The organism is Candidatus Nitrosacidococcus tergens (assembly GCF_902810445.1).
GTDB classification, from domain to species: Bacteria; Pseudomonadota; Gammaproteobacteria; order Nitrosococcales; family Nitrosococcaceae; genus Nitrosacidococcus; species Nitrosacidococcus tergens.
The window spans coordinates 405,096-427,136 of sequence record NZ_LR778175.1; the positions used below are offsets into that span (position 1 = coordinate 405,096).

A 22,041-nucleotide genomic window follows, 5' to 3' on the forward strand; every position below is an offset into this window, starting at 1 on the left:
TTATCCTTCCCTTGGAAAATCCACGATATAATATTTTCCTTGTTTTTCTTGTAAGATCTGCACCTTTTGCTCTGTATTATAGGGTTTTTCTTGGCAAAATCGAGATAATTTTATTCTTTGTCCATATAGTTTTATGGATTTGCCTAAGCAATTTTTTTCTTGTTCCATTTGAGGGGCAATAGATTCAAGCTCTTGTAGTGCAGATTCAAAATTTAATTTATTTTCTTTAGCTGGCATTTAATGTTTCACTATTAAAGGGTAGAGCATATTACCTAAATGCTGGGACTAGCTAAAAAACCTGAAATATAGCATATTTTAAGCATAGAAACTACTCACAACTATGGCTAAGATTATTAGAGGATTACATAACATTAAAGCTGCTCACTTAGGTAGTGTAGCAACTATTGGTAATTTTGATGGGGTTCATTTAGGACATCAGGCAATTGTAAAGCAGCTTGCAATGCAAGCAAAGTTACGCCGTGTCCCCTCTATGATTATAACCTTTGAGCCCCCTCCTGGTAATTTCTTAAATCTTCAACGAGCACCTGCAAGGATTACTTCTTTTAGAGATAAAGTACAAGTATTAAAAAACCTTCCAATAGATTGGCTACTTGTACTTCACTTTAATCATCAATTAGCTACCATAAATGCCCAAGCATTTGTACATGAAATTATTATAGAAAAACTCAAAGTATGTTATTTAGCTGTAGGTCAAGATTTTCGCTTTGGTTATCAACGTCAAGGAGATCTAAATTTATTAGAAAAACTAGGAAGACGCTATCGTTTTGATGTAATCTGTACACCTACCCTTACTGTAGATAATCAGCGCGTAAGTAGTACTCAGATTCGTCAAGCCCTTGCAAAAGCAGATCTAGAGAAAGTAAAAAAATTCTTAGGTCGTATTTATCAAATTAGTGGACGAGTAAGACATGGCCAACAACTAGGCAGAACTCTAGGATGTCCAACTGCAAATATTGCACTTCCTCAGGGTAATCCACCACTTAAGGGGGTATTTACAGTGATAGTCACTGGATTAAGTAAATATCCTTTACCAGCAATAGCCAATATTGGTATTCGACCTACTATTAATGATTCTCAACCTCTATTAGAAGTGCATATTTTTGATTTTGATCAAAATATTTATGGACAGTATATTCAAATCACTTTCCTTCAACAAATTAGAGAAGAGGTAAAATTTTGTTCTTTAGCTGAATTACAGGTGCAGATTAATAAGGATTGTGAGGCAGCAAAAAGGCTATTTCTACTCTATAACGTGAAATTTTAAAAGCTATGTTTCTATCAATACTTGTTTACAATATTTTTAGGAGCTCTCATTAAAAAATTCTGTATATTATCTGCTACTTGATAAATTAAATTTTGTCGTGCCTCTCTACTATTCCAAGCCACATGGGGGGTTAGAATTAAATTAGGAATATCTGGAGCAAGCAATGGATGATTATCTTTAGGTGGTTCTTGACTAAGCACGTCAATCCCTGCACCACCTAATTTCCCATTTCGCAACGCATGAACTAAGGCTGCTTCATCTACAATACCCCCTCGAGCAGTATTAATGAGTAAAGCATTAGATCGCATCAACCCTAAGGTTTCTTTGTTAATTAATCCTTGTGTATCTGGAGTTAAGGGACAATGTAGGCTTAATATATCCACTTGAGGAAGGAGATTTTTTAAGGGGATTCGATCACGTTGAACTGGACTATTAGCTCGTTGAGCAATAAGGATATTCATACCAAAAGCTTGTGCAACTCGAGCTACCGATTTACCAAGCTCCCCATAACCTATAATACCTAAAGTTTTTCCTTTCAATTCTCGACACGGAAAATCAAGCAAGGTAAAGTGAGGGCTTTTTTGCCACGCACCATGAACTACAGCTTGAATAAGGGGATTTAATCGCTTAGTTAAAGCTAAAATTAAAGTAAATACATGCTCGGTAACTGATGCAGTACAATAATTGGGTACATTGCATACTGGAATACCAAGATTATAAGCTGTTTCTAATGCAATATTATTAGTACCTGTTGCAGCAATACAAATCAATTTTAAATGCTTTGCCTGAGAGAGAATAAAATCAGTTAAAACAACTTTATTAGTAATTACAACATCTGCGTGTTTTATCCTATCAATCACCTCTTTATCAGAGGCAGTGATAGGGTAGTATGACCATTGAGAAAGCACATTTTCTAATGGGGAAAAATCAATATCCTCTGGATGCACAGTAGCTTGATCTAAGAATACACCAATCATAAAAAAATCCCTAATTCCTTAATATAAGAAGAACATTTTTTATTCTGTAGGAACCTTATGTATCTTACGTTAAGATAGGGATTAAGAAAATTTTTAAGTAGAGGTTTCTCATTAGTGACTAAAAAGCGTATCTATAAAATCAAATTTATCAGCCAAGGTAAGCTTTATGAATTATTTGCTCGTGAAGTATCTCAAAGTTCTATATATGGATTTATAGAAATAGGAGAGATTATCTTTGGAGAAAAATCTGTCCTGGTTGTAGATCCTACCGAGGAGCACTTAAAATCTGAATTTTCAGGAGTAAATCGTACTTATATCCCCATGCATACTATTGTGCGGGTAGATGAGGTGGAAAAAGGAGGTATAAATAAAATTACCGAGGTTTCTTTATCAGAGGGTAATGTAGCCATGTTTCCTTCTCCAATTCACACCCCTGGAAAAACTAAAAAATAATTTTTATTTTCTAAAAATTTTATATCTTAATTTTCCAAAATCTTATATAAAAATATAGCTTTAATTATATTTTTATAGGATCCATCCTTGTTTCTACATACTTAGCTTTTTTGCGACTCATAACGCTATGAGTTAGACTGAAAAAGAGTAAGTAAATAAATAGTTATATAGGGAGGGTTATATGCTTGGTCTAAATACGGCTGATTTACCGGATAACCAAGCCAGTAGGAAAGATGGAAATGAAAGAATAATATCTCATTACTCAAAAGTACGTCAGCTGAGTGAATCGCTCTGCCAACCTCTAGAAATTGAGGATTATATTATTCAAACCATGCCAGATGTTAGTCCACCGAAGTGGCATTTGGCCCACACTAGTTGGTTTTTTGAGCAGTTTATTTTAATTCCCTATCTTAAAGGTTACCAGCCTTTTCATTCTAGTTATCACTATCTTTTTAATTCTTACTATGAGACTGCTGGTCAAATGTGGTCACGACCTAAACGGGGGTTATTATCTCGCCCTACAGTGGCTGAGATTTATGAATATCGCCACTATGTAGATGAGAAGATAAAATTCTTGGAAGAGAGCATGGGTAGTGCTCCTCAATGGGAAACAGAAATTACTCCCTTAATAGAATTAGGTACTCATCATGAACAACAGCACCAAGAGTTATTACTCACTGATATAAAACATATTTTTGCTAATAATCCTTTACGCCCTGCTTATCGAACTGATAGTAATTCTGTTGAGATTAAACAAACAACCATACAGCAGACACTCCAATGGCACTCCTATGAAGGAGGGTTATATACGGTAGGTCATGAAGGTGACGGTTTTTATTATGACAACGAAAAGCCAAACCACCAAATGTACTTACAACCTTTTCGTTTTGCTTCAACACTTGTTACTAATGGGGATTACTTAGCTTTTATTGAAGCAGGGGGGTATAAACAACCTCAACATTGGCTTTCTGATGGTTGGCGTATTATTAAAGAGCAGAGGTGGCAATCCCCTTTATATTGGGAACAAAAGGAAGATAATAGCTGGTGGCATATGACTTTAATCGGGCTACAGCCTATTTCACTAGATGATCCAGTATGCCATGTAAGTTACTACGAAGCCGATGCTTATGCTCGGTGGGCAAAACATCGATTACCTACAGAAATAGAATGGGAAGTAGTTGCAAAAACATTACCTTGCCAAGGCAACTTTTTAGATTCCGGTTTTTTATACCCTATTTCCTCTCCGAAAAATCTTCAGGAGCCTAATCAAATGTTTGGCGATGTGTGGGAGTGGACAAGTAGTCCTTATAGTTCTTACCCCGGGTATCGACCTCCAGCTGGAGCTATAGGCGAATATAACGGTAAGTTTATGTGCAATCAAATGGTATTACGAGGTGGATCCTGTATCAGTTCTAAGAATCATTTACGTGCTTCTTATCGTAATTTTTTTCCTCCTGATGCCCGCTGGCAATTTACAGGATTTAGATTGGCGGAGGATAGATGAGTTATACCACAGTTTCTAAAAGAGATTCTAATAAACCAGTTCTTCATGATTATCATCCAGCCCCAGCACGATTTCAAGAAGACATATTAGTTGGGCTTAGAAAACCCCAACGGCAAATTCCACCTAAATATTTCTATGATGAAGTAGGATCACAGCTTTTTGATGTAATCTGCCAATTGCCTGAATACTACCCAACTCGTACTGAAATTGAATTACTTGAAAAATATGGAGAGGAGATAGCCCAATGCATGGGAGTAAACGACATATTAGTAGAATTTGGTAGCGGTAGTAGTCTAAAAATTAGACTGTTATTAGATAACCTACAACCTGATGCTTATCTTCCTATTGATATCTCTAAAGCTCACTTATTTAAATCAGCAAAAATTTTAGCTAAAGATTATCCACAAGTAGCTATCCACGCCATCTGTGCGGACTATACTCATCCTCTTATACTTCCTAAAAATTTTAAAGAAGGTGTAAAATCTGGTTTTTTTCCAGGATCAAGCATCGGTAACTTTGAACCTAAAGAAGCACTCCAATTTCTAAAACAAATTGCACTTTTGTTAGGTAAAGGAAGTGGATTACTTATTGGGGTAGATTTAAAAAAAGACGCTGATATATTAAATGCAGCCTATAATGATTCTCAGGGTATTACCGCTGCTTTTAACTTAAATCTCTTAAAGAGGATTAATCGAGAGCTTCAAGGGAATTTTGACTTAGATAGTTTTAAACACAATGCTTTTTATAATGATTCTAAGGGACGGGTAGAAATGCACTTAGTGAGTCAAAAAAAACAAACAGTTTCCATAGGTGAATATATTTTTGAATTTCAAGCTGGAGAAACAATGCATACAGAGAGTTCCTATAAATATAGCGTTGATGATTTTCAAAAACTGGCACAAGCTGCAGGATTTTACCCAAAGCAAGTGTGGGTTGGTGAAGAAGCATTATTCAGCGTCCATTATTTATGTCTTTAAAATTAAAATATAAAAATTACTATTATTTAAATCTAAAAAATCAATTAAGATAGTATCTTTACAAAAGATTACAATAGGATAACCATGTACCATAAAGAAATGGATATTGCAGGCTATGATGATGAACTAAGTGCAGCTCTTGTTGGAGAATTAAGACGTCAAGAAGAACACCTTGAATTAATCGCTTCCGAAAACTATGTCAGCCCTCGAGTACTTGAAGCACAAGGTTCTGTACTCACTAATAAATATGCTGAAGGCTACCCAGGCAAACGATACTATGGCGGCTGTGAATATATAGATGTGGTAGAGCAACTAGCTATTGATCGGGCTAAAGAGCTCTTTGGTGCAGATTATGCGAATGTCCAACCCCACTCTGGATCTCAAGCTAATGCTGAGGCGATGCTCGCTTTGCTTGCACCTCATGATACTATTATGGGGTTAAGCCTTGCCCATGGTGGGCATTTAACCCATGGAGCAAAAGTAAATTTTTCTGGAAAAATATTTCATGCAGTTCAATTTGGGGTTAATCCAGAAACTGGATTAATTGATTATGATGAAGTAGCAGAACTAGCAAAAACCCATCGCCCTAAAATGATTATTGCTGGATTTACTGCTTATTCTCGAGTAGTTAATTGGGTGCGTTTTAGGGAAATTGCCGATTCTATAGGGGCTTACCTCCTTGCTGATATTGCTCACACTTCTGGAATGATTGCAGCTGGAATTTATCCTAATCCTGTGCAAATTGCAGATATTACTACAAGTACTACCCATAAAACCCTGCGAGGTCCCAGATCTGGATTAATTCTCGCAAAAGCTAATCCTGAAATTGAGAAAAAACTAAACTCTATGGTGTTTCCAGGAATGCAAGGCGGTCCTTTAATGCATATTATTGCAGCTAAGGCAGTTGCATTTAAAGAGGCTATGAGCCCAGAATTTGTGGATTATCAGCATCAAGTAGTACGCAACGCTCATATTATGGCAAAAACTGTACAGGATCGGGGTTACAAAGTAGTTTCTGGAGGCACAGATAGTCATTTATTCTTAATTGATTTAGTTGCTAAAGGAATTACTGGAAAAGCGGCAGATGCAGTTTTAGGAAGAGCAAATATTACTGTAAATAAAAATGCAGTACCTAATGATCCCCAATCGCCTTTTGTGACCAGCGGGATTCGTATTGGTAGTGCTGCTACAACTACCCGAGGGTTTAAAGAAATAGAAGCCCAAGAGATTGCAAACTGGGTATGTGATGTGCTAGATGATATTGAAAACGAAAAAGTTATTGCTGAGACAAAAGAAAAAGTTCTTACATTGTGTAAGCGTTTTCCAGTCTATGGCAGCTAGCTAAAAATTTATCCTGCTGATGCCAATTGAATGATAGTGTTTATTTAGCACGAGCTATAGCCCTTGCCAAACAAGGGCTATATACAACTGATCCTAACCCACGGGTTGGCTGTGTTGTTGTAAAATCTGGTCAAATTGTTGGAGAAGGATGGCACCAACAAGTCGGAGGTCCTCATGCAGAAATTAATGCTTTAGCTCAAGCAGGAAATAATGCACAAGGAGCAACCTGTTATGTTACTTTGGAACCTTGCTGCCACCATGGACGAACTGCTCCTTGTACCGGGGTGCTCATTCAAGCAGGAATAAACCGAGTTGTCGTTGCAATCAAAGATCCTAATCCAAAAGTAGCAGGTAAGGGGTTAGCTCAACTTAGAGCTGCAGGCATCGAAGTAACCCATGGGTTACTCACTGAAGAGGCTAAAGCTCTTAATTTAGGATTTATCCAACGATTTACTTTAAATCGCCCTTGGGTGCGTTGTAAACTAGCGATGAGTTTAGATGGAGCAACCGCGCTTGCTTCTGGGGAAAGCCGTTGGATTACCTCTCCTGCTGCTCGCCATGATGTACAGAAATGGCGGGCTAGAAGCTCTGGAATTCTAACAGGTATTGGCACTATACTCCATGACAACCCCTCTTTAAATGTACGCTATCATGAACTAAAGGAACAAATTCCTGAGTTACTTCAACGCCAGCCCTTGTGTATTATTCTAGATCAAAAACTCACCCTACCAGAGCATGCTAAAATCCTTTCGTTACCCAGATCAGTTTTAGTCGTTTGTGAGGATTCGTCCTATCCTAAAGCAGAAATTTTACGTAATTTAGGAGTTGAAGTAATAAATATTCCACTACTTGGGCAAAAACTAGATCTTGCTCTATTAATGACTGTATTAGCACAACGAGAAATGAACGAGCTTCATGTAGAGTGTGGTGCCAAATTAGCTGGATCGCTGCTTCAAGCAGGGCTGATTGATGAACTTATATTGTACATTGCTCCAAAACTGATGGGAGATAATTCTCTAGGTTTATTTCATTTGCTTGGAATTAATACTATGAAAGATACTATTGATGTGGTTATCAAGGAAGTTCGGGCTATAGGAAACGATTGGCGATTTATAGTACATTTTAATAAGAGCTGAGTAGAAACCTTAATGTTTACTGGGATTATAAAATCAGTAGGTACGGTAATTACCCATGAGAAAAAGAAAGAAGGACTATATTTAGGTATTGATACTCATCAGTTGGATCTTACATCTATTAAGCTTGGAGATAGTATTGCCGTTAGTGGGGTGTGTTTAACGGTAGTTCAAAAAAGTATTCAGTCTTTATTTTTTGAACTTTCACCAGAAACACTTGCTTGTACAACATTAGGGAATTTAACTCTAGGTGACCTAAGTAATTTAGAGTCTGCACTTACTTTAAAAGATTCCTTAGGAGGGCACTTAGTCAGTGGTCATTGTGACGGGATAGGTACCATTAGAAGTATTATTTCATTTGGGGAAAGCTCATCTATTAAAATTGAAGCTCCTCTAGAATTGATGCGATATATCGCAAAAAAAGGCTCTATTTGTGTGGATGGAGTAAGTTTAACCGTAAACTATATATATAAAAACAGTTTTGAAATTAATCTTATTCCTCATACTTTACAGGCAACTACTTTTAGCCAATTTAAGATAGACCAGCAAGTCAATTTAGAAGTAGATCTCATTGCTCGTTATATAGAATCCCTATTCCATCGTACTTAAATATCATTTATTACCTGTTATGTCCCTTAGTAACATTGAAACTATTATTCAAGAACTCCAGCAAGGCAAGATGGTTATCCTTATGGATGATGAAGGTAGGGAAAATGAAGGGGATTTGATTATGGCAGCAGCTAAGGTACAGGCACAGGATATTAATTTTATGGCTCGTTATGGGCGAGGTTTAATTTGCCTGACTTTAACCGAAAATCGTTGTCGTCAATTAAATTTACCTTTAATGGTAACAGAGAATGGTACGCAATATAGTACTAATTTTACTCTTTCTATAGAAGCAGCCAGTGGCGTAACTACAGGAATTTCTGCAGCTGATCGGGCTCATACGATACAAATGGCAGTTGCTCCCCAAGCAAAGCCAGAAGATTTAGTACAACCTGGGCATATTTTCCCGCTTATGGCTCGCTCTGGAGGCGTGCTTACTCGGGCAGGTCATACGGAAGCTGGTTGCGATCTTGCTCGATTAGCAGGATTTGAGCCTGCAGCAGTTATTGTAGAGATCCTAAATGAAGATGGTACTATGGCACGTCGCCCTGATTTGGAAATTTTTGCTCAACAACATGGTTTAAAACTAGGTACAGTAGCAGATTTAATTCATTATCGTTTGAAGCATGAGCGTTCAATAACAAGAATTGCAATTTGTAACCTATCCACTGATCAAGGCACGTTTCAGCTTTTTTCTTATCAGGACTTAGTTACTCAACAGCTTCATTTTGCTCTAGTTAAAGGGGAAATTCATAAAGAAGAACCCACTTTAGTACGAGTTCATATGGCAGATACGCTAAGTGATTGTTTGCAAATTCAGCGTAACGATTGTGGTTGGCCTCTGCGAGATGCAATGACACGAATAAATCAAGCAGAATCAGGAGTAGTTGTGATTTTGCATCAACCAGAATCTGCCCCTGATCTAATTCGTCGACTTAAGAACTATCAAATGGAAGATGAAGGCATCCAGTTAGTCTCTCATATGTCTAAAAAGGAAGGCTTAAGAACCTACGGGATTGGAGCTCAAATTCTTACCGATCTTGGCGTTAAAAAAATGCGAGTGATGAGTGCTCCTCGGAAAATGCACGGATTAGTAGGATTTGGGTTAGAAGTAGTTGATTACGTTACTTAAAAAATCTTATCTTATTTGCGACAAAGCAACCTTAAATAATGAAGATTACCAATCCTTACAAGATATTATCCAAACTCAAGGTTGGATTGCTGGTGTAGATGAAGTGGGGCGTGGACCTTTAGCAGGTCCTGTGATAGCAAGTGCAGTTATTTTAAACCCGAGCGTGAAAATTACAGGATTATGGGACTCAAAAAAAATAAGTGCAATACGTCGTGAGACGCTATCTATTGAAATTCAAAATAAAGCGATAGCTTGGACTTTAGGTCGTGCAGATCTAGAAGAAATTGATCGACTAAATATCTTTCAGGCAACCCTATTAGCCATGAGTCGAGCGATTGCGACTTTACCGGTTAAACCTAAGTTAGTCCTTGTAGATGGTAAATACTGTCCAACTAGCCCTTATCCTATTCAAGGGATCATTCAAGGAGATCAAAAGTTTACTCCTATTGCTGCAGCTTCTATTATTGCTAAAGTAGCTAGGGATCAGGAGATGGTTTATTTTGACCAAATTTATCCAAGCTATGGGTTTAAATCTCATAAAGGATATCCTACAAAAGATCATTTAACTGCCTTAGAAAATCTTGGTCCTTGCCCTATTCATCGGCGTTCTTTTCGTCCCGTAAAAAATTGCCTTATAGATTAAGGATTCATTAAACCCTCTTTTTGTATTAATCTTAAAATAAGATTGATAGAATTCATAGTAACATCTATATTTTTGGTAAATTTCACAAAAATTTCTGTATTTGCTATTTTGCTTGCCCAAAGGAGGATTGTAAATGATACCTAATGGAAAAACTATAGGGTTATCGCTCTCTGATGGTGGCTACCGAGCAACATTATTTGGATTTGGATCACTTTGGCAGCTCAATGGTGCTGGCTTGTTTGGCTATCTTGATCATATCACTAATGTCTCGAGCAGTTCTATTTTACTTAGTGTTCTAGCTAGTCGTTGGCGATAGCTATAATTCTCGGAGAGGAGTGTGAATAATTTTTCAGAAACCATTGCTATACCTATACAGAAATTCTGCGCAACAACAAATGTCTGTAAAACAAGAATGCGTGGCTTATAGGAGCTGCCTCGGGTAATAGATATTCTTAATGGATCAAGCTCAAGCAGTACGTAAACGCTCGCTAGTCTCCGATTTCAAGGAAAGTATAAAATGCGGTGCGTATTAGGATTGAGGTATTAGTATGAAAATGACTAGCTTCAAAGATAACGATGTATCCAATCAAGATTTAATAGTATTGGATACTGACACAACTGAAAAGCTCAATCAGGTATCAGCACATCTCAAGGTTTTCAACTCTAATTTATAGAGGCAGCTTATCAATTGAGGGCTATGTTTCTATGTGACATATCGCTATATGTCCGTGCTAAGCTAGCAGTAAATGAACCGACAGCATGGCCTATGCTAGGATACCACTTTGAGCGCTAAGTGCTTAAACACAATCATAGTATCTATAGAACTTAGTATAAAGATCAGTACCATTTTTATGGAATACAAGAATGTTTAATATAATTAAAATATTAATATGTATTTCTATAGTAGTTTATGGAATAAATGGACGGGCAGCCATTGAAAAAAAGTTGGAAATTAGTTTTGAAGAAGCAAAAGCAGCTTATAAATCTAAAGACTACGATCAAGCATTTCATAAATTTCAAGTTTTAGCAGAACAAGGAAATGTAGATGCTCAAAACACTTTAGGGGTAATGTATCAAAAAGGTCAAGGGGTAGAACAAAACTATGAAAAAGCCTTTAAATGGTTTCGGCTTGCAGCCTATCAGGGACATTTAGAAGCTCAAAATAATCTTGGTGTCATATATGCTGAAGGCTTAGGGGTAGGGCAAAATAAAGAAGAAGCTACAAAATGGACTCGCAGAGCAGCTAACCGGCGAAGCCTAGATGCTCAAAAAAACCTTGGAAAAATGTATGAACAAGGTCAGGGAGTTCAACAAGATTATGAGGAAGCAACTAAGTGGTTTCGGCTTGCAGCAGATCAAGGTGATCCAGACGCTCAATATAATCTGGGTACTATGTATCAGCAAGGTCAAGGAGTAGAGCAAAACTATGAAGAAGCTGCAAATTGGTTACAGCTTGCAGCTGATCAAAGTTACAGTAAGGCTCAATATCTTCTTGGGGTTTTATATGCCAATGGACAAGGAGTAACACAAAGTGATGGAGAAGCTGCTAAGTGGACTCGTAGAGCTGCAGAACAATCACTACCTGAAGCAGAATATAATTTAGGTATTTTATATGCAAATGGTATAGGTATTGGTCAAGATTATGAAGAAGCAGTTAAGTGGCTTCTCAAAGCAGCGAAACAAGGAAATTTAAAAGCTCAAAGCAATCTTGGCGTGATGTATGCGAAAGGTCATGGTGTTATTAGAGATGATGAAGAAGCAGCTAAATGGAGTCGTAGTGCAGCAGAACAAGGGGAAACAGAGGCACAATTTAACTTGGGTGTCATGTATCTTAGTGGTCAAGGAGTAGATCGAAATTATGAGGAAGGAGCTAAGTGGTTTTATTTAGCTGCAAAACAAGGATTTGCTGAAGCTCAATATCATTTGGGATTAATGCACGAGCTAGGACAAGGAATGGAACAAAATTATGAAGAAGCTATTCACTGGTATCGGCTTGCTGCAACGGGCTGGGAATTAAATAAAGATGCTCAATATCGACTTGGAATCCTCTATGAACAAGGACAAGGGGTAGCTCAAGATTATAAAAAAGCAATCAAATGGTTTCGTCTTGCGGCGGATCAAGGATATTCAAAAGCCCAATCCTACCTTGGAGAAATATACTTAAATGGCCAAGGTGTTCAACAAAATAGAATAGTTGCCTATGGTTTATTAAACATAGCTAAGGATAAAAAGAAAGAGTTGGAAGATACACTTAGTGTTCTTAAAGAGAATATGACAGAAGATGAAATAAGGGAAGGTAATATGTTGAGTAAGGCTATGGGTCAGAGTGGGAATCTACTTAAAGCTTTAGATCAATATACTGAGAAAAGGAAAATTTCAGACTAAAAACGACTTACAGTTAGCTTAAAAAATAGATACTATCTATTAAATAATTTTACAGAACTTATCTTAACTTTAATTAAAGTTAGAAAATAAAATTTTAGGATTAGCAAGGAATACAGTGTTTAATTACACCGAGTTTATGGCAAAGCGGGGCAATAAAAAGGCTCAGTTTAAACTTGGACAACGATATGCTAAAGGTCAAGGGGTAACTCAAGACTATGATCAGGCAATTACTTGGTACACTAAAGCAGCAAAACAGGGACACTTAGAAGCGCAATATCTTTTAGGATGGATGTATGGACAGGGTCAAGGAGTAACCCAAGATTATGAAGAAGCAATTAAGTGGTTTGGATTTGCTGCAAAACAAGGTAGCCAAGAAGCTCAATATGCTTTAGGAGTACTCTACTCTGGAACAGGATATATGGGAGTAACTCCGCTTATTGATTATGAAGAATCTATTAAGTGGCTCCAAAAATCTGCAGAGCAAGGATATGCAGAAGCTCAAAATAGCCTTGGTGAAAGTTATGAATGGGGAGTAGGTGTTCCTAGAAGTATAGAAAAAGCAATTAACTGGTATGAGCTTGCAGCAAAACAAGACCACTTAGAGGCTCAAAAGAATTTTGGGCGTATATATAAAGAAGGTCTTGGAGTTAGCCAAAATCATGAAAAAGCAGCAGAGTGGTTTCAAAAAGCTGCTGAACAAGGAGATTTAGAAGCTCAAAAAACCCTTGGTGCTATGTATTTGGAGGGTAAAGGAATAGAGCAAAATTACCAACAAGCTTTTATTTGGTATAGTCAAGCAGCGGAAAAAGGAGATAAAGAAGCCCAGAGAATTACTGGTTCTATGTACTCTAATGGCCAAGGAGTGGCACAAGATAACCAGCAAGCACTAAAATGGTATCGCCTTGCAGCAGAACAGAAAAACGTAGAAGCACAAGCTGCACTTGGTATGCTTTACACCAAAGGTAAAGAAGTTAGCCAAGATATTAATGAAGCAATTTACTGGCTTAAACAAGCAGCAGAACAAGGTAGTATGCAGGCGCAAATTGCTCTAGGTGAAATATACGAACAAGGCCAAGGCCAAGGAATAGAGAAAAATTATGAAGAGGCTATTTATTGGTATCGCCTTGCTGCTATAGGATGGAATTGGGATAGTGAGGCTCAATATCGGCTTGGGAAAATATATACTGAGATGCAAGATAGCAGAGAAAATTATGAAAGAGGGATATCATGGTATCTTCTTGCTGCTGCACAACAGCATATTGAGGCTCAATTTGCACTTGGGCTAATATATCTTAAGGGTAAAGGTATACTAATTAACAAGGTAATTGCTTATACTTTCTTAAACAGGGCAGCTGTGAAACATGGACTAGCAGCCGAAGCAAGAGACACACTGATTGAAACCCTTATGGCTGAAGAAATAGAATCAGGCAAAATTCTAAGCAAGGAAATGGATGAGCCAGGTAATTTTTTAATTGCCTTAAATCAATTTTTAAAAAGGGCAAATAAAATTAGAGAAATTAAAGGCTGAAAAAATTTAGATCTACATTTTTTTAGCTCTCAACTAGCTTTTCATTAGCATAATCTGTCAAATAAGAGAGCTGATCCATAAAATCTGATTCTTCTGAATCTGCAGTTTCTATTTATAGGTATCTTGCCTTTTATCTTCAGTAAGCTGATCCAAACGAGATAGAATAGGGGATATATAGTATTTATTTTCTATCTGCTGCACTATCTCTTACTCTTTTGGAGTAAAAATATAACTTTTCATGATTAATCCTATAATATTCTGGGTATAGTTCTTTATTCTTGCTCCTCTTCTTTGGCAAGCCTTGATAGTAGTGATGATTTCTTGGGCTGCATGGTAAATAGCAGGAACAATCACACTATTACCAAATTGATGATATGCTTGGATGTCAGAGGCAGAGATAGTTAATGTCATCAGGAAAACCAAAGAGTTTACAAATTCCCCTTTGGGTAAGTCTTCTTGGATTTTTATTTTTTCTTTAATCAATAAGAATTTTCAAGTCACCTTTATAGTATCGAGCACTCATGGTTCTCATATGAGTATGAATATCTGGATGAACAATCTCAAAGCCAAAGCCATTACCTTTTCTAGCACTGTAAATTTAAAATTTACTAGATTCATGGATATTATTGCACTATGGGGTATTTCTACTTAATATCTATGGAAACAATGATACAGAAAGGAAAAGTAAAGATGAAATGCTATGGATGATGAAACAACTGAGGCTATCAAGCGAAGAACAGAAGCAGAAGATGCACTAGCTCAACTTCACCTTGGGTTTAAGTATATTAAAGGTGATAACGTGGTACAAAGCAATGAAGAAGTAGAAAAATAGTATCAACTTGCTGCTAAACAGGGAAATTATTTTGCTCAATATAATTGAGCGTAGTACAGGTGGTATTCAAAGTAACCAAGAAGCAATAAGATGGTATCGCCTTGCTACTGCAGACAGCTACCTATATGCTCAATTTTCTCTTGATCAAATGTATCTTAATGGGGAAGGGGGTTGAAAAAAAACCATATTATTGCTTATCCCCTATTCAATATTGCAGCCATTGAAGAAAATACAGAAATTAAGTATATGAGCAATAAAAATATAGAAATAGGGTAAACATAAAGCTTGCAAATGGAGCAGTCTAAAAATTTTTTAAATGCTTTAAATAAATATATAGAAGAGATTAAAGAATAATTTTTATAATTTATGTCTTCATCCACTGAACTTACTCAAGCCATTAAACAAAGAAGAACCTTTGCAATTATTTCTCATCCTGATGCGGGTAAAACGACTTTAACCGAAAAATTGCTACTTTTTGGCGGTGCGATTCAGCTTGCTGGTACGGTAAAAGCAAAAAAATCGGCTCACCATGCCACTTCAGATTGGATGGAGTTGGAAAAACAACGGGGAATTTCTGTTACTTCCTCCGTAATGCAATTTCCCTATAAGAATTGCATTATTAATTTACTCGATACACCAGGTCATGCAGATTTCTCTGAGGATACTTATCGCACTTTAACCGCAGTGGATTCCGCCTTGATGGTGATTGATAGTGCCAAAGGGGTAGAAGAGCGTACCATTAAACTCATGGAGGTATGCCGTCTTCGAAATACTCCTATTCTCACTTTTATTAATAAGCTAGATCGGGAAGGACGAGAGCCGATTGATTTATTAGATGAAATTGAAGATATTTTAAAAATTCGTTGTGCCCCAGTGACTTGGCCGATTGGTATGGGAAAGCAGTTTAAAGGAATTTTTCATTTAGCTCAAGATAATATTCATCTTTTTAGCGGTACCCATGAAGGAAAAATAAAAACTGGAGAACTTATCCAAGGATTAGATAATCCACGGCTTCATGAAATATTAGGAGCACAAGCTCAAGAGTTACGAGAAGAAATAGAATTAGTCAAAGGAGCAAGCCATGTATTTCATCAAGCTGATTTTTTGGCAGGTCAATTAACGCCTGTTTTTTTTGGATCAGCAATGAATAACTTTGGGGTAGAAGAACTGCTCAATGCTTATGTAGCTTCTGCACCAGAACCCCAACCTAGAGCAACTATCACCCGTGAAATAGATCCTAATGAAGAAAAATTCAGTGGATTTGTTTTTAAAATTCAGGCTAATATGGATCCTCAGCATCGAGATCGAGTAGCATTTTTACGTATTTGCTCTGGAAATTACCAGAAAGGAATGAAAATTCGTCATGTACGATTGGGTAGAGAAGTGCAAATTGCTAATGCCTTAACTTTTATGGCAGGAGAGCGGGAACAAGCCGAAGAGGGTTATCCTGGGGATATTATTGGGTTACATAATCACGGCACTATCCAGATTGGTGATACCTTTACCCAAGGAGAAGATCTACAGTTTATTGGTATTCCCCACTTTGCTCCAGAGCTTTTTCGCCGAGTCCGCCTTAAGGATCCCTTAAAAATGAAAGCCTTACTTAAAGGGTTACAACAACTTAGCGAAGAGGGAGCCACCCAGTTATTTCGCCCATTATTAGGCAATGATTTAATTCTAGGTGCAGTAGGGATTCTTCAATTTGATGTGGTCGCCCACCGACTAAAATATGAATACAACGTGGATTGTGGTTATGAAAATGTGCAAGTAACTGCTGCTCGTTGGGTAACTTGCGATGATCAAAAACGACTGAGTGAGTTTCGTGCAAAAGTAGAAGTTAATTTAGCTTTAGATAGAGCAGGGGATTTAACTTACCTTGCCCCTACTCGAGTTAATCTTGAATTGACGATGGAGCGTTGGCCTGAAATTAAATTCCATGCAATTCGGGAACATGGAGGAGCTATGGAAGAGAGTTCTTCTAACTAATGCCTAAACTTCCCTAATACTGTAGTAGTTTCTATCTTCGTTCAAGAGCTCTTTCCATTAGCTTTGTATAAAAATATTTATTAAAAATGAAAATTTATCAGAAAATTATTAGTGGTTTATTGTTTTTAGCAATCTCTCCATTATTACAAGCAGAGGAAATACACCATCAGCTAGAAGTCTATTTAGATCCAGACAATCATCATCTTAAAGCTATAGATACTATTACTTTACCTGATTCTTATTCATCTCCTATCGCTTTCCGCCTTCATAATCATCTCAATCCTCAGTTAGAAAATTCAGAGATTGAATTTAAAAAACTCAAAGAGAATGAATTTACCGAAGATTACACCCTTACTCTTCCAAAAGATGTACACAAATTTACCCTAAGTTATGAAGGTGAAATATTTCACCCGATTAAGCCAGTAAGCCAAGAATATACCAATAGTTTTAGCTCATCCTCTGGGATTATTGCACTAGAAGGAGTATTTTTAACCGGCAGCAGCTACTGGTATCCCCAATTTGCTAATGATGGGCTGATTACTTTTTCCTTAACTACCCATCTGCCGCTAAAGTGGCATTCAGTAAGTCAAGGTATTCGCACCCAACAAGATACTCAAGAAATTTGGAAAGAGAACCATCCTCAAGAAGAGATTTATCTCATTGCAGGTCAGTTTACAGAATATGATGGAAAAGCCGAAAATGGGAAAGTTACTACCATGGCTTTTCTTCAACGCCCTGATTTAAGTTTAGCTCATAAATATTTGGAGGCAACTAGCCAATACTTAGAAATGTATCGATCTCTGATTAGTCCTTATCCCTACGGTAAATTTGCTTTAGTAGAAAATTTTTGGGAAACTGGCTATGGAATGCCTTCCTTTACTTTACTTGGATCTAATGTAATTCGGTTCCCTTTTATTCTCCATTCTTCCTATCCTCACGAAATTCTTCATAACTGGTGGGGTAATGGGGTTTATGTAAAATACAGCTCAGGAAATTGGACAGAAGGATTAACCGCTTATCTAGCTGATCACCTACTTAAAGAACAGCAGGGAGAAGGGAGTATTTATCGGCGAGAAACTCTACAAAAGTACACAGATTATGTACAAGAAGTACAAGATTTTCCTTTAATGCAATTTCGAGGGCGAGATAGCGCAGCCAGCCAGGCAGTTGGTTATGGAAAAACTTTGATGGTGTTTCATATGCTTCGCCAAAAACTAGGAGATAAACTCTTTATTAAAGCACTACAGGATTTTTACCATCAATACCAATATGCACCAGCTGGTTTTAGTGAGTTAGAGGAGTCTTTTGAAAAAACCAGTGGACAGTTGCTACACTCTTTTTTCAATCAGTGGATCACTCGTCCCGGAGCTCCTTTATTAAAAATTAAATCTGCCCAAGTAACTCCTAAAGGGGGGAAATACGTATTAACTGCAACTATTGTTCAAGCCCAAGGGGGAAAGCCTTATCAACTTACCATTCCTATCGCTATTTACTTAGAAAATTCGGATAAAGTCTATCAAACCCAAATTGATTTAGATAAAAGAGAACATAAGCTTGAGCTTATTTTTTCTAATCGTCCTTTAAAATTCGAAATCGATCCTCAATTTGATGTGTTCCGCAGGTTGGATCCCAATGAGATTCCTCCTGCTTTAAGTCAAGCTTTCGGAGCTAAAAAAGCATTGGCGGTATTGCCTGCTTCAGCATTCTCTGCTTTAAAAGAAAGTTATCAACAACTCATTGAAACTTGGCAACAGGAAGGAAGGGATATTAAAATAGTTATGGATAATACTATTGATAAGCTACCCAATAATCAAATGGTATGGCTTTTAGGCTGGGAGAATCAATTCCGATCAGTATTTGACCAAGCTTTAGAAGGTTATCATTATCAAGCAAATACAGATAGTGTAAAAATTAAAAACCATATACTTGATAAAGCGCATCATTCAGTAGTAGTGGCTACTCGTCCTAAAAATAACCCACATCAAGCCCTAGCGTGGATTGCTACAAATAATGTTGCTGCCCTACCTGGACTTACCCGAAAGCTACCTCATTATGGAAAATATAGCTATCTAGGCTTTATCGGCTCTGAACCTGAAAATACAGCTAAAGGACAGTGGTCAGTGATTCGATCACCTATGTCTGTACTATTTGCTCAAGATTTATCTGTAATAAAATCTACCTTACTGCCACAACAACCTTTAATTTCCTTATCTTCTCAATTTAGCCAAGATTAAATGGTGGCAGATATTCAGTATCTCACTGATCCTAAACAAGAGGAGCAGAGCTTAGGATCGTCAGAGATAGCCCAGCCCAAGTGGCAAAATATGTGGATAGAAATATACCACAGACAGAGAGATGACTTTAGGTAACATAAAATGATTCAATCGCAATTACTTTTTTACGAGATAAATCACATCATATTGTAACTACCCAAGTGATCTCTTGATAATTGTAAAGCAAGTTTATTCAGCTGGTTTTTTTGCCAGCATAGTCACAAATTTTAGCTGAATAGGATTACCTGCTGCATCTTTAGCATGCATAGAACCTACTTCCTCTTCATAAGTAAGAAGATCCCACCTCTGATAGTATTGGGCTAGTTCCCCTTCAGTAAACGTAAAAGAAAAGGGCATATGGCAAGGAAAATCTTTAGTATCCATGGCAGAGACAATTAAATTATAGCCCCCTTGATTTGTTTTGTTCTGCATATCTGCAATGATGGCAGGTATCTGTTGTGGCTGTAAAAACATATATACCACAGTAGCCACAATCAAATCATAATTATCTCCAATGGACGCTTGATTCATATCATAGACTTCAGTGTTTAATTTAAAGCCTTCAGCATTTGCTATTTCATGAATTACATTAGCTGAACTAGGATTGATATCACTTGCAGTCACATCATACCCAAGCAACCCTAAAAATAAGGCATTACGACCTTGACCACAGCCCAAATCTAAAACCTTACAAGGTTTAACGTACTCTACAGCAGAGACTATAGCTGAATGGGTTTTAGTGATTCCATATTTTTGCTGAAAATAGTCTGCAGTAGGAGGGTTAGAAGCCATCATTTTATCCTTTATTCGCTCTATAAATTGAATATCCTAACATTATAAAAGACAAAAAAAACCCCTAGAAAAATTCTAGGGGAATAATAAGGAGAGACACATAGATGCAGATGTTCGTTTGCGCTGTAACACGATTTAAAGACAGAATATTAGGAGGAAATCCATCTTTAAATAAAATCTAAAATCTTTGTGTTAGGTATAATTTACTATGATGTATGGACCTAATAAAGGTCCACAATTATCATTTTATATGAGTCCAGTAATAAAAAATGAACTCCTTAACTTAAGCTATAAATTGATTAAGCCACTAATAAGATAGATTCGATAGTATTCACAACTATTGATGAATCTAAATGATGGGGAATAGGAAAGTATTAATCTTTGTATTGCAGAACTAAACTAGGAAAAGTTCTAGTATTTAATATTTGGCAAAATCGAAGGTGTTGTTCTAATACTTTCTACGTTTCTGGAACATATAAATCACAGAAAAATTGATTTTTATTTAATCCTAATTCTTCAGCTAATTCGATTAAAGTTTCTTGATTAGAAGGATTCTTTGCCTCAAGATAATAGGCTTGTTGAATTTTTAAGATCATCCTCTCTTCAAACTGATCTCCTTGGTTTAAAGTAGCCAATATTGCTCGACAGGCAGAGTAAGTGGATCTACGAGGCTGGCATGTTATCCAAAAATCAAAATTAAATTGAGTTTGGGGTACTTCTTGTTGAATTTTTTGCCAAATCCCCTGAATTTTATTTTGTAACGCAAGAGACATAGGTTCATCTGTATCTGGAGCCAACCCACTAAGATTTGCCTATAACGGTATTAAAGATGCATATAGTAATCATGCTAGTTCTTTTAATGTAGAAATTTACTTATCTACTACCCTCTATCAAAAAATAGAGGGCAGTGGCTATCGATATGTATTACATGCTACCTATTATTTAATGCGATAAAGGATTGCCTTTCATCCATTGCGGTAAAAGCACAATGCAATTTGGGTTAAACCCTTGATTTTTTAAGATGTTAATTTGCTCAATGGCTTTACCTTCTTTGAGATCAATCACCGTAATAGAACCATCGCGCATTTCAGGTAAATTAATAAAACTATTTTGGACAAAGGCATAATGTCCATCTGGAGAAAAGCCTACATGGTGTGCTCCGCCAGCCGTAGGAATCGCTTTAGTTAGCTTAGGCTTTTGAGGATCTTTTACGTCAAAAATATTGAAATAACCAGGATTTGCCGTCGTAATAAAGAGTTGATTCTGCTCTGGGTTAGGATAAATTTCTAAAGGTACCTCTTGCTTTAGCGAAGCAAAATCGATCACCTGTTGAAAATCAAATTCTTTTTTACCTGCATTCCAGATCGCAGACCAAGTCGTTCCATCTAGCCAATTGTTAATATAAGCAAGCGGGGGATTGCTATTAGGCACAAAAATAGCTTCTACCGGTGCAGCTCCTACAGAGGAAGGCTTATGAGAAACTTTGTGGTTAGAAAGAATTTTCCCCGTACTGGCTTCAATCACAGTAATTACCTCTCCGGGTTCTTTTCCATCTGGACGAATCGTATTGGTGGCTAAAATTCGATCAATTTTTTCATTAAGATCTAGTCCATGGGGATAGCGAAGATAAGGCTTTCCAGAAGAGGGAGTTTCAATAGTTTTAAGTGGTTTATCTGTAATAGCATCGCCTACCACAATGGTACTTGATCCCATACAGCTTAAATACCAGGTTTTATTATCTTTGGTAAATACCATATCTTCTTGTACTTGACAGGTAGGAGTTTCTACCGTTTTCATTCGATAAGGAAATTGATTCATATCTAAAATATGAAGGGTGCTTTTACCTAGGGCAGTAATATAAGCTTTACTTAAATCTTGATTGTAAAAAATATGATGAGCGACTAAGTCATGGGGTAGGGGAATATCCATAAGCATTTTGCCAAAATTAGCAGATTGGGGGTCCACGTCAATAATCGCTAATCCTTCTTTACGCATCGGATTATCTGGCTTTGATTCATAGTTGAGCATAGCTAGAATTTCCCCTTGAGCGTAGGGGGCAAAGCTACTTAAAAGGGTAATCCCTAATACTAAGGATAGGGAATAAACGGAGTGTTGTTTCATAAGAATATATTCCTTGTATGATCTTATGTGATTAAATATAGCAAAACTTGGTTGGTTAATGGCTATAAATCGA

22 protein-coding genes are annotated in these 22,041 nt (G+C 37.0%); 16 read left to right on the plus strand and 6 right to left on the minus strand.

What is annotated here, in order from left to right:
• Nucleotides 1-237, minus strand: a complete 237-nt coding sequence (xseB, locus tag NSCAC_RS02075; protein ID WP_197744775.1) for an exodeoxyribonuclease VII small subunit — start codon at nucleotides 235-237, stop codon at nucleotides 1-3.
• Nucleotides 238-340: 103 nt separating this feature from the next.
• Here xseB and ribF point away from each other — a divergent pair, with 103 nt between their 5' ends.
• Nucleotides 341-1,285 carry a bifunctional riboflavin kinase/FAD synthetase gene (gene ribF, locus NSCAC_RS02080; protein ID WP_197744776.1) on the plus strand — a complete coding sequence of 315 codons (945 nt, stop codon included), beginning with the start codon at nucleotides 341-343 and terminating at the stop codon, nucleotides 1,283-1,285.
• A gap of 14 nt (nucleotides 1,286-1,299) precedes the next feature.
• On the opposite strand, the gene NSCAC_RS02085 is transcribed toward ribF, so the two are convergent.
• Nucleotides 1,300-2,262 (minus strand): 2-hydroxyacid dehydrogenase, encoded by a 963-nt coding sequence (locus NSCAC_RS02085; RefSeq protein WP_197744777.1) that lies wholly within the window; start codon nucleotides 2,260-2,262, stop codon nucleotides 1,300-1,302.
• Nucleotides 2,263-2,376: 114 nt separating this feature from the next.
• On the opposite strand from NSCAC_RS02085, the gene NSCAC_RS02090 reads away from it, so the two are divergent.
• The 11 genes from NSCAC_RS02090 to NSCAC_RS02140 all read left to right on the plus strand — a co-directional run bounded on the left by NSCAC_RS02090 (nucleotide 2,377) and on the right by NSCAC_RS02140 (nucleotide 13,964).
• On the plus strand, nucleotides 2,377-2,715 hold the full coding sequence (locus tag NSCAC_RS02090; RefSeq protein ID WP_197744778.1) for a DUF1820 family protein: 339 nt from the start codon (nucleotides 2,377-2,379) through the stop codon (nucleotides 2,713-2,715).
• A 181-nt stretch (nucleotides 2,716-2,896) separates the two neighbouring features.
• Nucleotides 2,897-4,219, plus strand: a complete 1,323-nt coding sequence (gene egtB, locus NSCAC_RS02095; RefSeq protein WP_197744779.1) for an ergothioneine biosynthesis protein EgtB — start codon at nucleotides 2,897-2,899, stop codon at nucleotides 4,217-4,219.
• Entirely contained in the window at nucleotides 4,216-5,196 is a 981-nt protein-coding gene (egtD, locus tag NSCAC_RS02100) for an L-histidine N(alpha)-methyltransferase (protein ID WP_197744780.1), read from the plus strand. Before egtB ends, egtD begins: the two co-directional genes overlap by 4 nt.
• Nucleotides 5,197-5,280: 84 nt before the next feature.
• Nucleotides 5,281-6,537, plus strand: a complete 1,257-nt coding sequence (gene glyA / locus NSCAC_RS02105; RefSeq protein ID WP_197744781.1) for a serine hydroxymethyltransferase — start codon at nucleotides 5,281-5,283, stop codon at nucleotides 6,535-6,537.
• Between the two features lie 26 nt (nucleotides 6,538-6,563).
• The gene (ribD, locus tag NSCAC_RS02110) at nucleotides 6,564-7,673 is read left to right on the plus strand and encodes a bifunctional diaminohydroxyphosphoribosylaminopyrimidine deaminase/5-amino-6-(5-phosphoribosylamino)uracil reductase RibD (RefSeq protein WP_197744782.1); all 1,110 of its coding nucleotides are present in this window, start codon (nucleotides 6,564-6,566) and stop codon (nucleotides 7,671-7,673) included.
• 12 nt (nucleotides 7,674-7,685) lie between these two features.
• Nucleotides 7,686-8,279: a riboflavin synthase gene (locus NSCAC_RS02115; protein WP_197744783.1), complete on the plus strand. Its 594-nt coding sequence runs from the start codon at nucleotides 7,686-7,688 to the stop codon at nucleotides 8,277-8,279.
• A gap of 19 nt (nucleotides 8,280-8,298) precedes the next feature.
• A complete protein-coding gene (ribBA, locus tag NSCAC_RS02120) occupies nucleotides 8,299-9,408 on the plus strand; it encodes a bifunctional 3,4-dihydroxy-2-butanone-4-phosphate synthase/GTP cyclohydrolase II (RefSeq protein ID WP_197744784.1) in 1,110 nt (369 codons plus the stop codon).
• A gap of 64 nt (nucleotides 9,409-9,472) precedes the next feature.
• A complete protein-coding gene (gene rnhB, locus NSCAC_RS02125) occupies nucleotides 9,473-10,051 on the plus strand; it encodes a ribonuclease HII (protein WP_197745263.1) in 579 nt (192 codons plus the stop codon).
• A 133-nt stretch (nucleotides 10,052-10,184) separates the two neighbouring features.
• Nucleotides 10,185-10,367, plus strand: coding sequence for a hypothetical protein (locus tag NSCAC_RS02130; RefSeq protein ID WP_197744785.1), 183 nt, complete (start codon nucleotides 10,185-10,187; stop codon nucleotides 10,365-10,367).
• A gap of 548 nt (nucleotides 10,368-10,915) precedes the next feature.
• Nucleotides 10,916-12,436 carry an SEL1-like repeat protein gene (locus NSCAC_RS02135; RefSeq protein WP_197744786.1) on the plus strand — a complete coding sequence of 507 codons (1,521 nt, stop codon included), beginning with the start codon at nucleotides 10,916-10,918 and terminating at the stop codon, nucleotides 12,434-12,436.
• 115 nt (nucleotides 12,437-12,551) lie between these two features.
• A complete protein-coding gene (locus tag NSCAC_RS02140) occupies nucleotides 12,552-13,964 on the plus strand; it encodes an SEL1-like repeat protein (protein WP_197744787.1) in 1,413 nt (470 codons plus the stop codon).
• Nucleotides 13,965-14,171: 207 nt separating this feature from the next.
• Here the strand turns inward: NSCAC_RS02140 and NSCAC_RS02145 are convergent, their stop codons facing one another.
• Entirely contained in the window at nucleotides 14,172-14,375 is a 204-nt protein-coding gene (locus NSCAC_RS02145; RefSeq protein WP_197744788.1) for a hypothetical protein, read from the minus strand.
• A 289-nt stretch (nucleotides 14,376-14,664) separates the two neighbouring features.
• Between NSCAC_RS02145 and NSCAC_RS08875 the strand changes: the two genes are divergently transcribed.
• The 4 genes from NSCAC_RS08875 to NSCAC_RS02160 all read left to right on the plus strand — a co-directional run bounded on the left by NSCAC_RS08875 (nucleotide 14,665) and on the right by NSCAC_RS02160 (nucleotide 19,016).
• Nucleotides 14,665-14,796 carry a hypothetical protein gene (locus NSCAC_RS08875; RefSeq protein ID WP_269474126.1) on the plus strand — a complete coding sequence of 44 codons (132 nt, stop codon included), beginning with the start codon at nucleotides 14,665-14,667 and terminating at the stop codon, nucleotides 14,794-14,796.
• Nucleotides 14,797-14,827: 31 nt separating this feature from the next.
• Nucleotides 14,828-14,971: a hypothetical protein gene (locus NSCAC_RS02150; RefSeq protein WP_197744789.1), complete on the plus strand. Its 144-nt coding sequence runs from the start codon at nucleotides 14,828-14,830 to the stop codon at nucleotides 14,969-14,971.
• A 191-nt stretch (nucleotides 14,972-15,162) separates the two neighbouring features.
• A complete protein-coding gene (locus NSCAC_RS02155) occupies nucleotides 15,163-16,782 on the plus strand; it encodes a peptide chain release factor 3 (RefSeq protein WP_197744790.1) in 1,620 nt (539 codons plus the stop codon).
• An 86-nt stretch (nucleotides 16,783-16,868) separates the two neighbouring features.
• Nucleotides 16,869-19,016 (plus strand): M1 family metallopeptidase, encoded by a 2,148-nt coding sequence (locus NSCAC_RS02160; RefSeq protein WP_232085963.1) that lies wholly within the window; start codon nucleotides 16,869-16,871, stop codon nucleotides 19,014-19,016.
• A 228-nt stretch (nucleotides 19,017-19,244) separates the two neighbouring features.
• Here the strand turns inward: NSCAC_RS02160 and tehB are convergent, their stop codons facing one another.
• The 3 genes from tehB to NSCAC_RS02175 all read right to left on the minus strand — a co-directional run bounded on the left by tehB (nucleotide 19,245) and on the right by NSCAC_RS02175 (nucleotide 21,968).
• A complete protein-coding gene (tehB, locus tag NSCAC_RS02165) occupies nucleotides 19,245-19,850 on the minus strand; it encodes a tellurite resistance methyltransferase TehB (protein ID WP_232085964.1) in 606 nt (201 codons plus the stop codon).
• A gap of 455 nt (nucleotides 19,851-20,305) precedes the next feature.
• Nucleotides 20,306-20,644 carry a DsbA family protein gene (locus tag NSCAC_RS02170; protein WP_197744791.1) on the minus strand — a complete coding sequence of 113 codons (339 nt, stop codon included), beginning with the start codon at nucleotides 20,642-20,644 and terminating at the stop codon, nucleotides 20,306-20,308.
• Nucleotides 20,645-20,789: 145 nt separating this feature from the next.
• Complete coding sequence (locus NSCAC_RS02175) at nucleotides 20,790-21,968, minus strand: YncE family protein (RefSeq protein ID WP_197744792.1); 1,179 nt, start codon at nucleotides 21,966-21,968, stop codon at nucleotides 20,790-20,792.
• Nucleotides 21,969-22,041 lie beyond the last annotated feature (73 nt).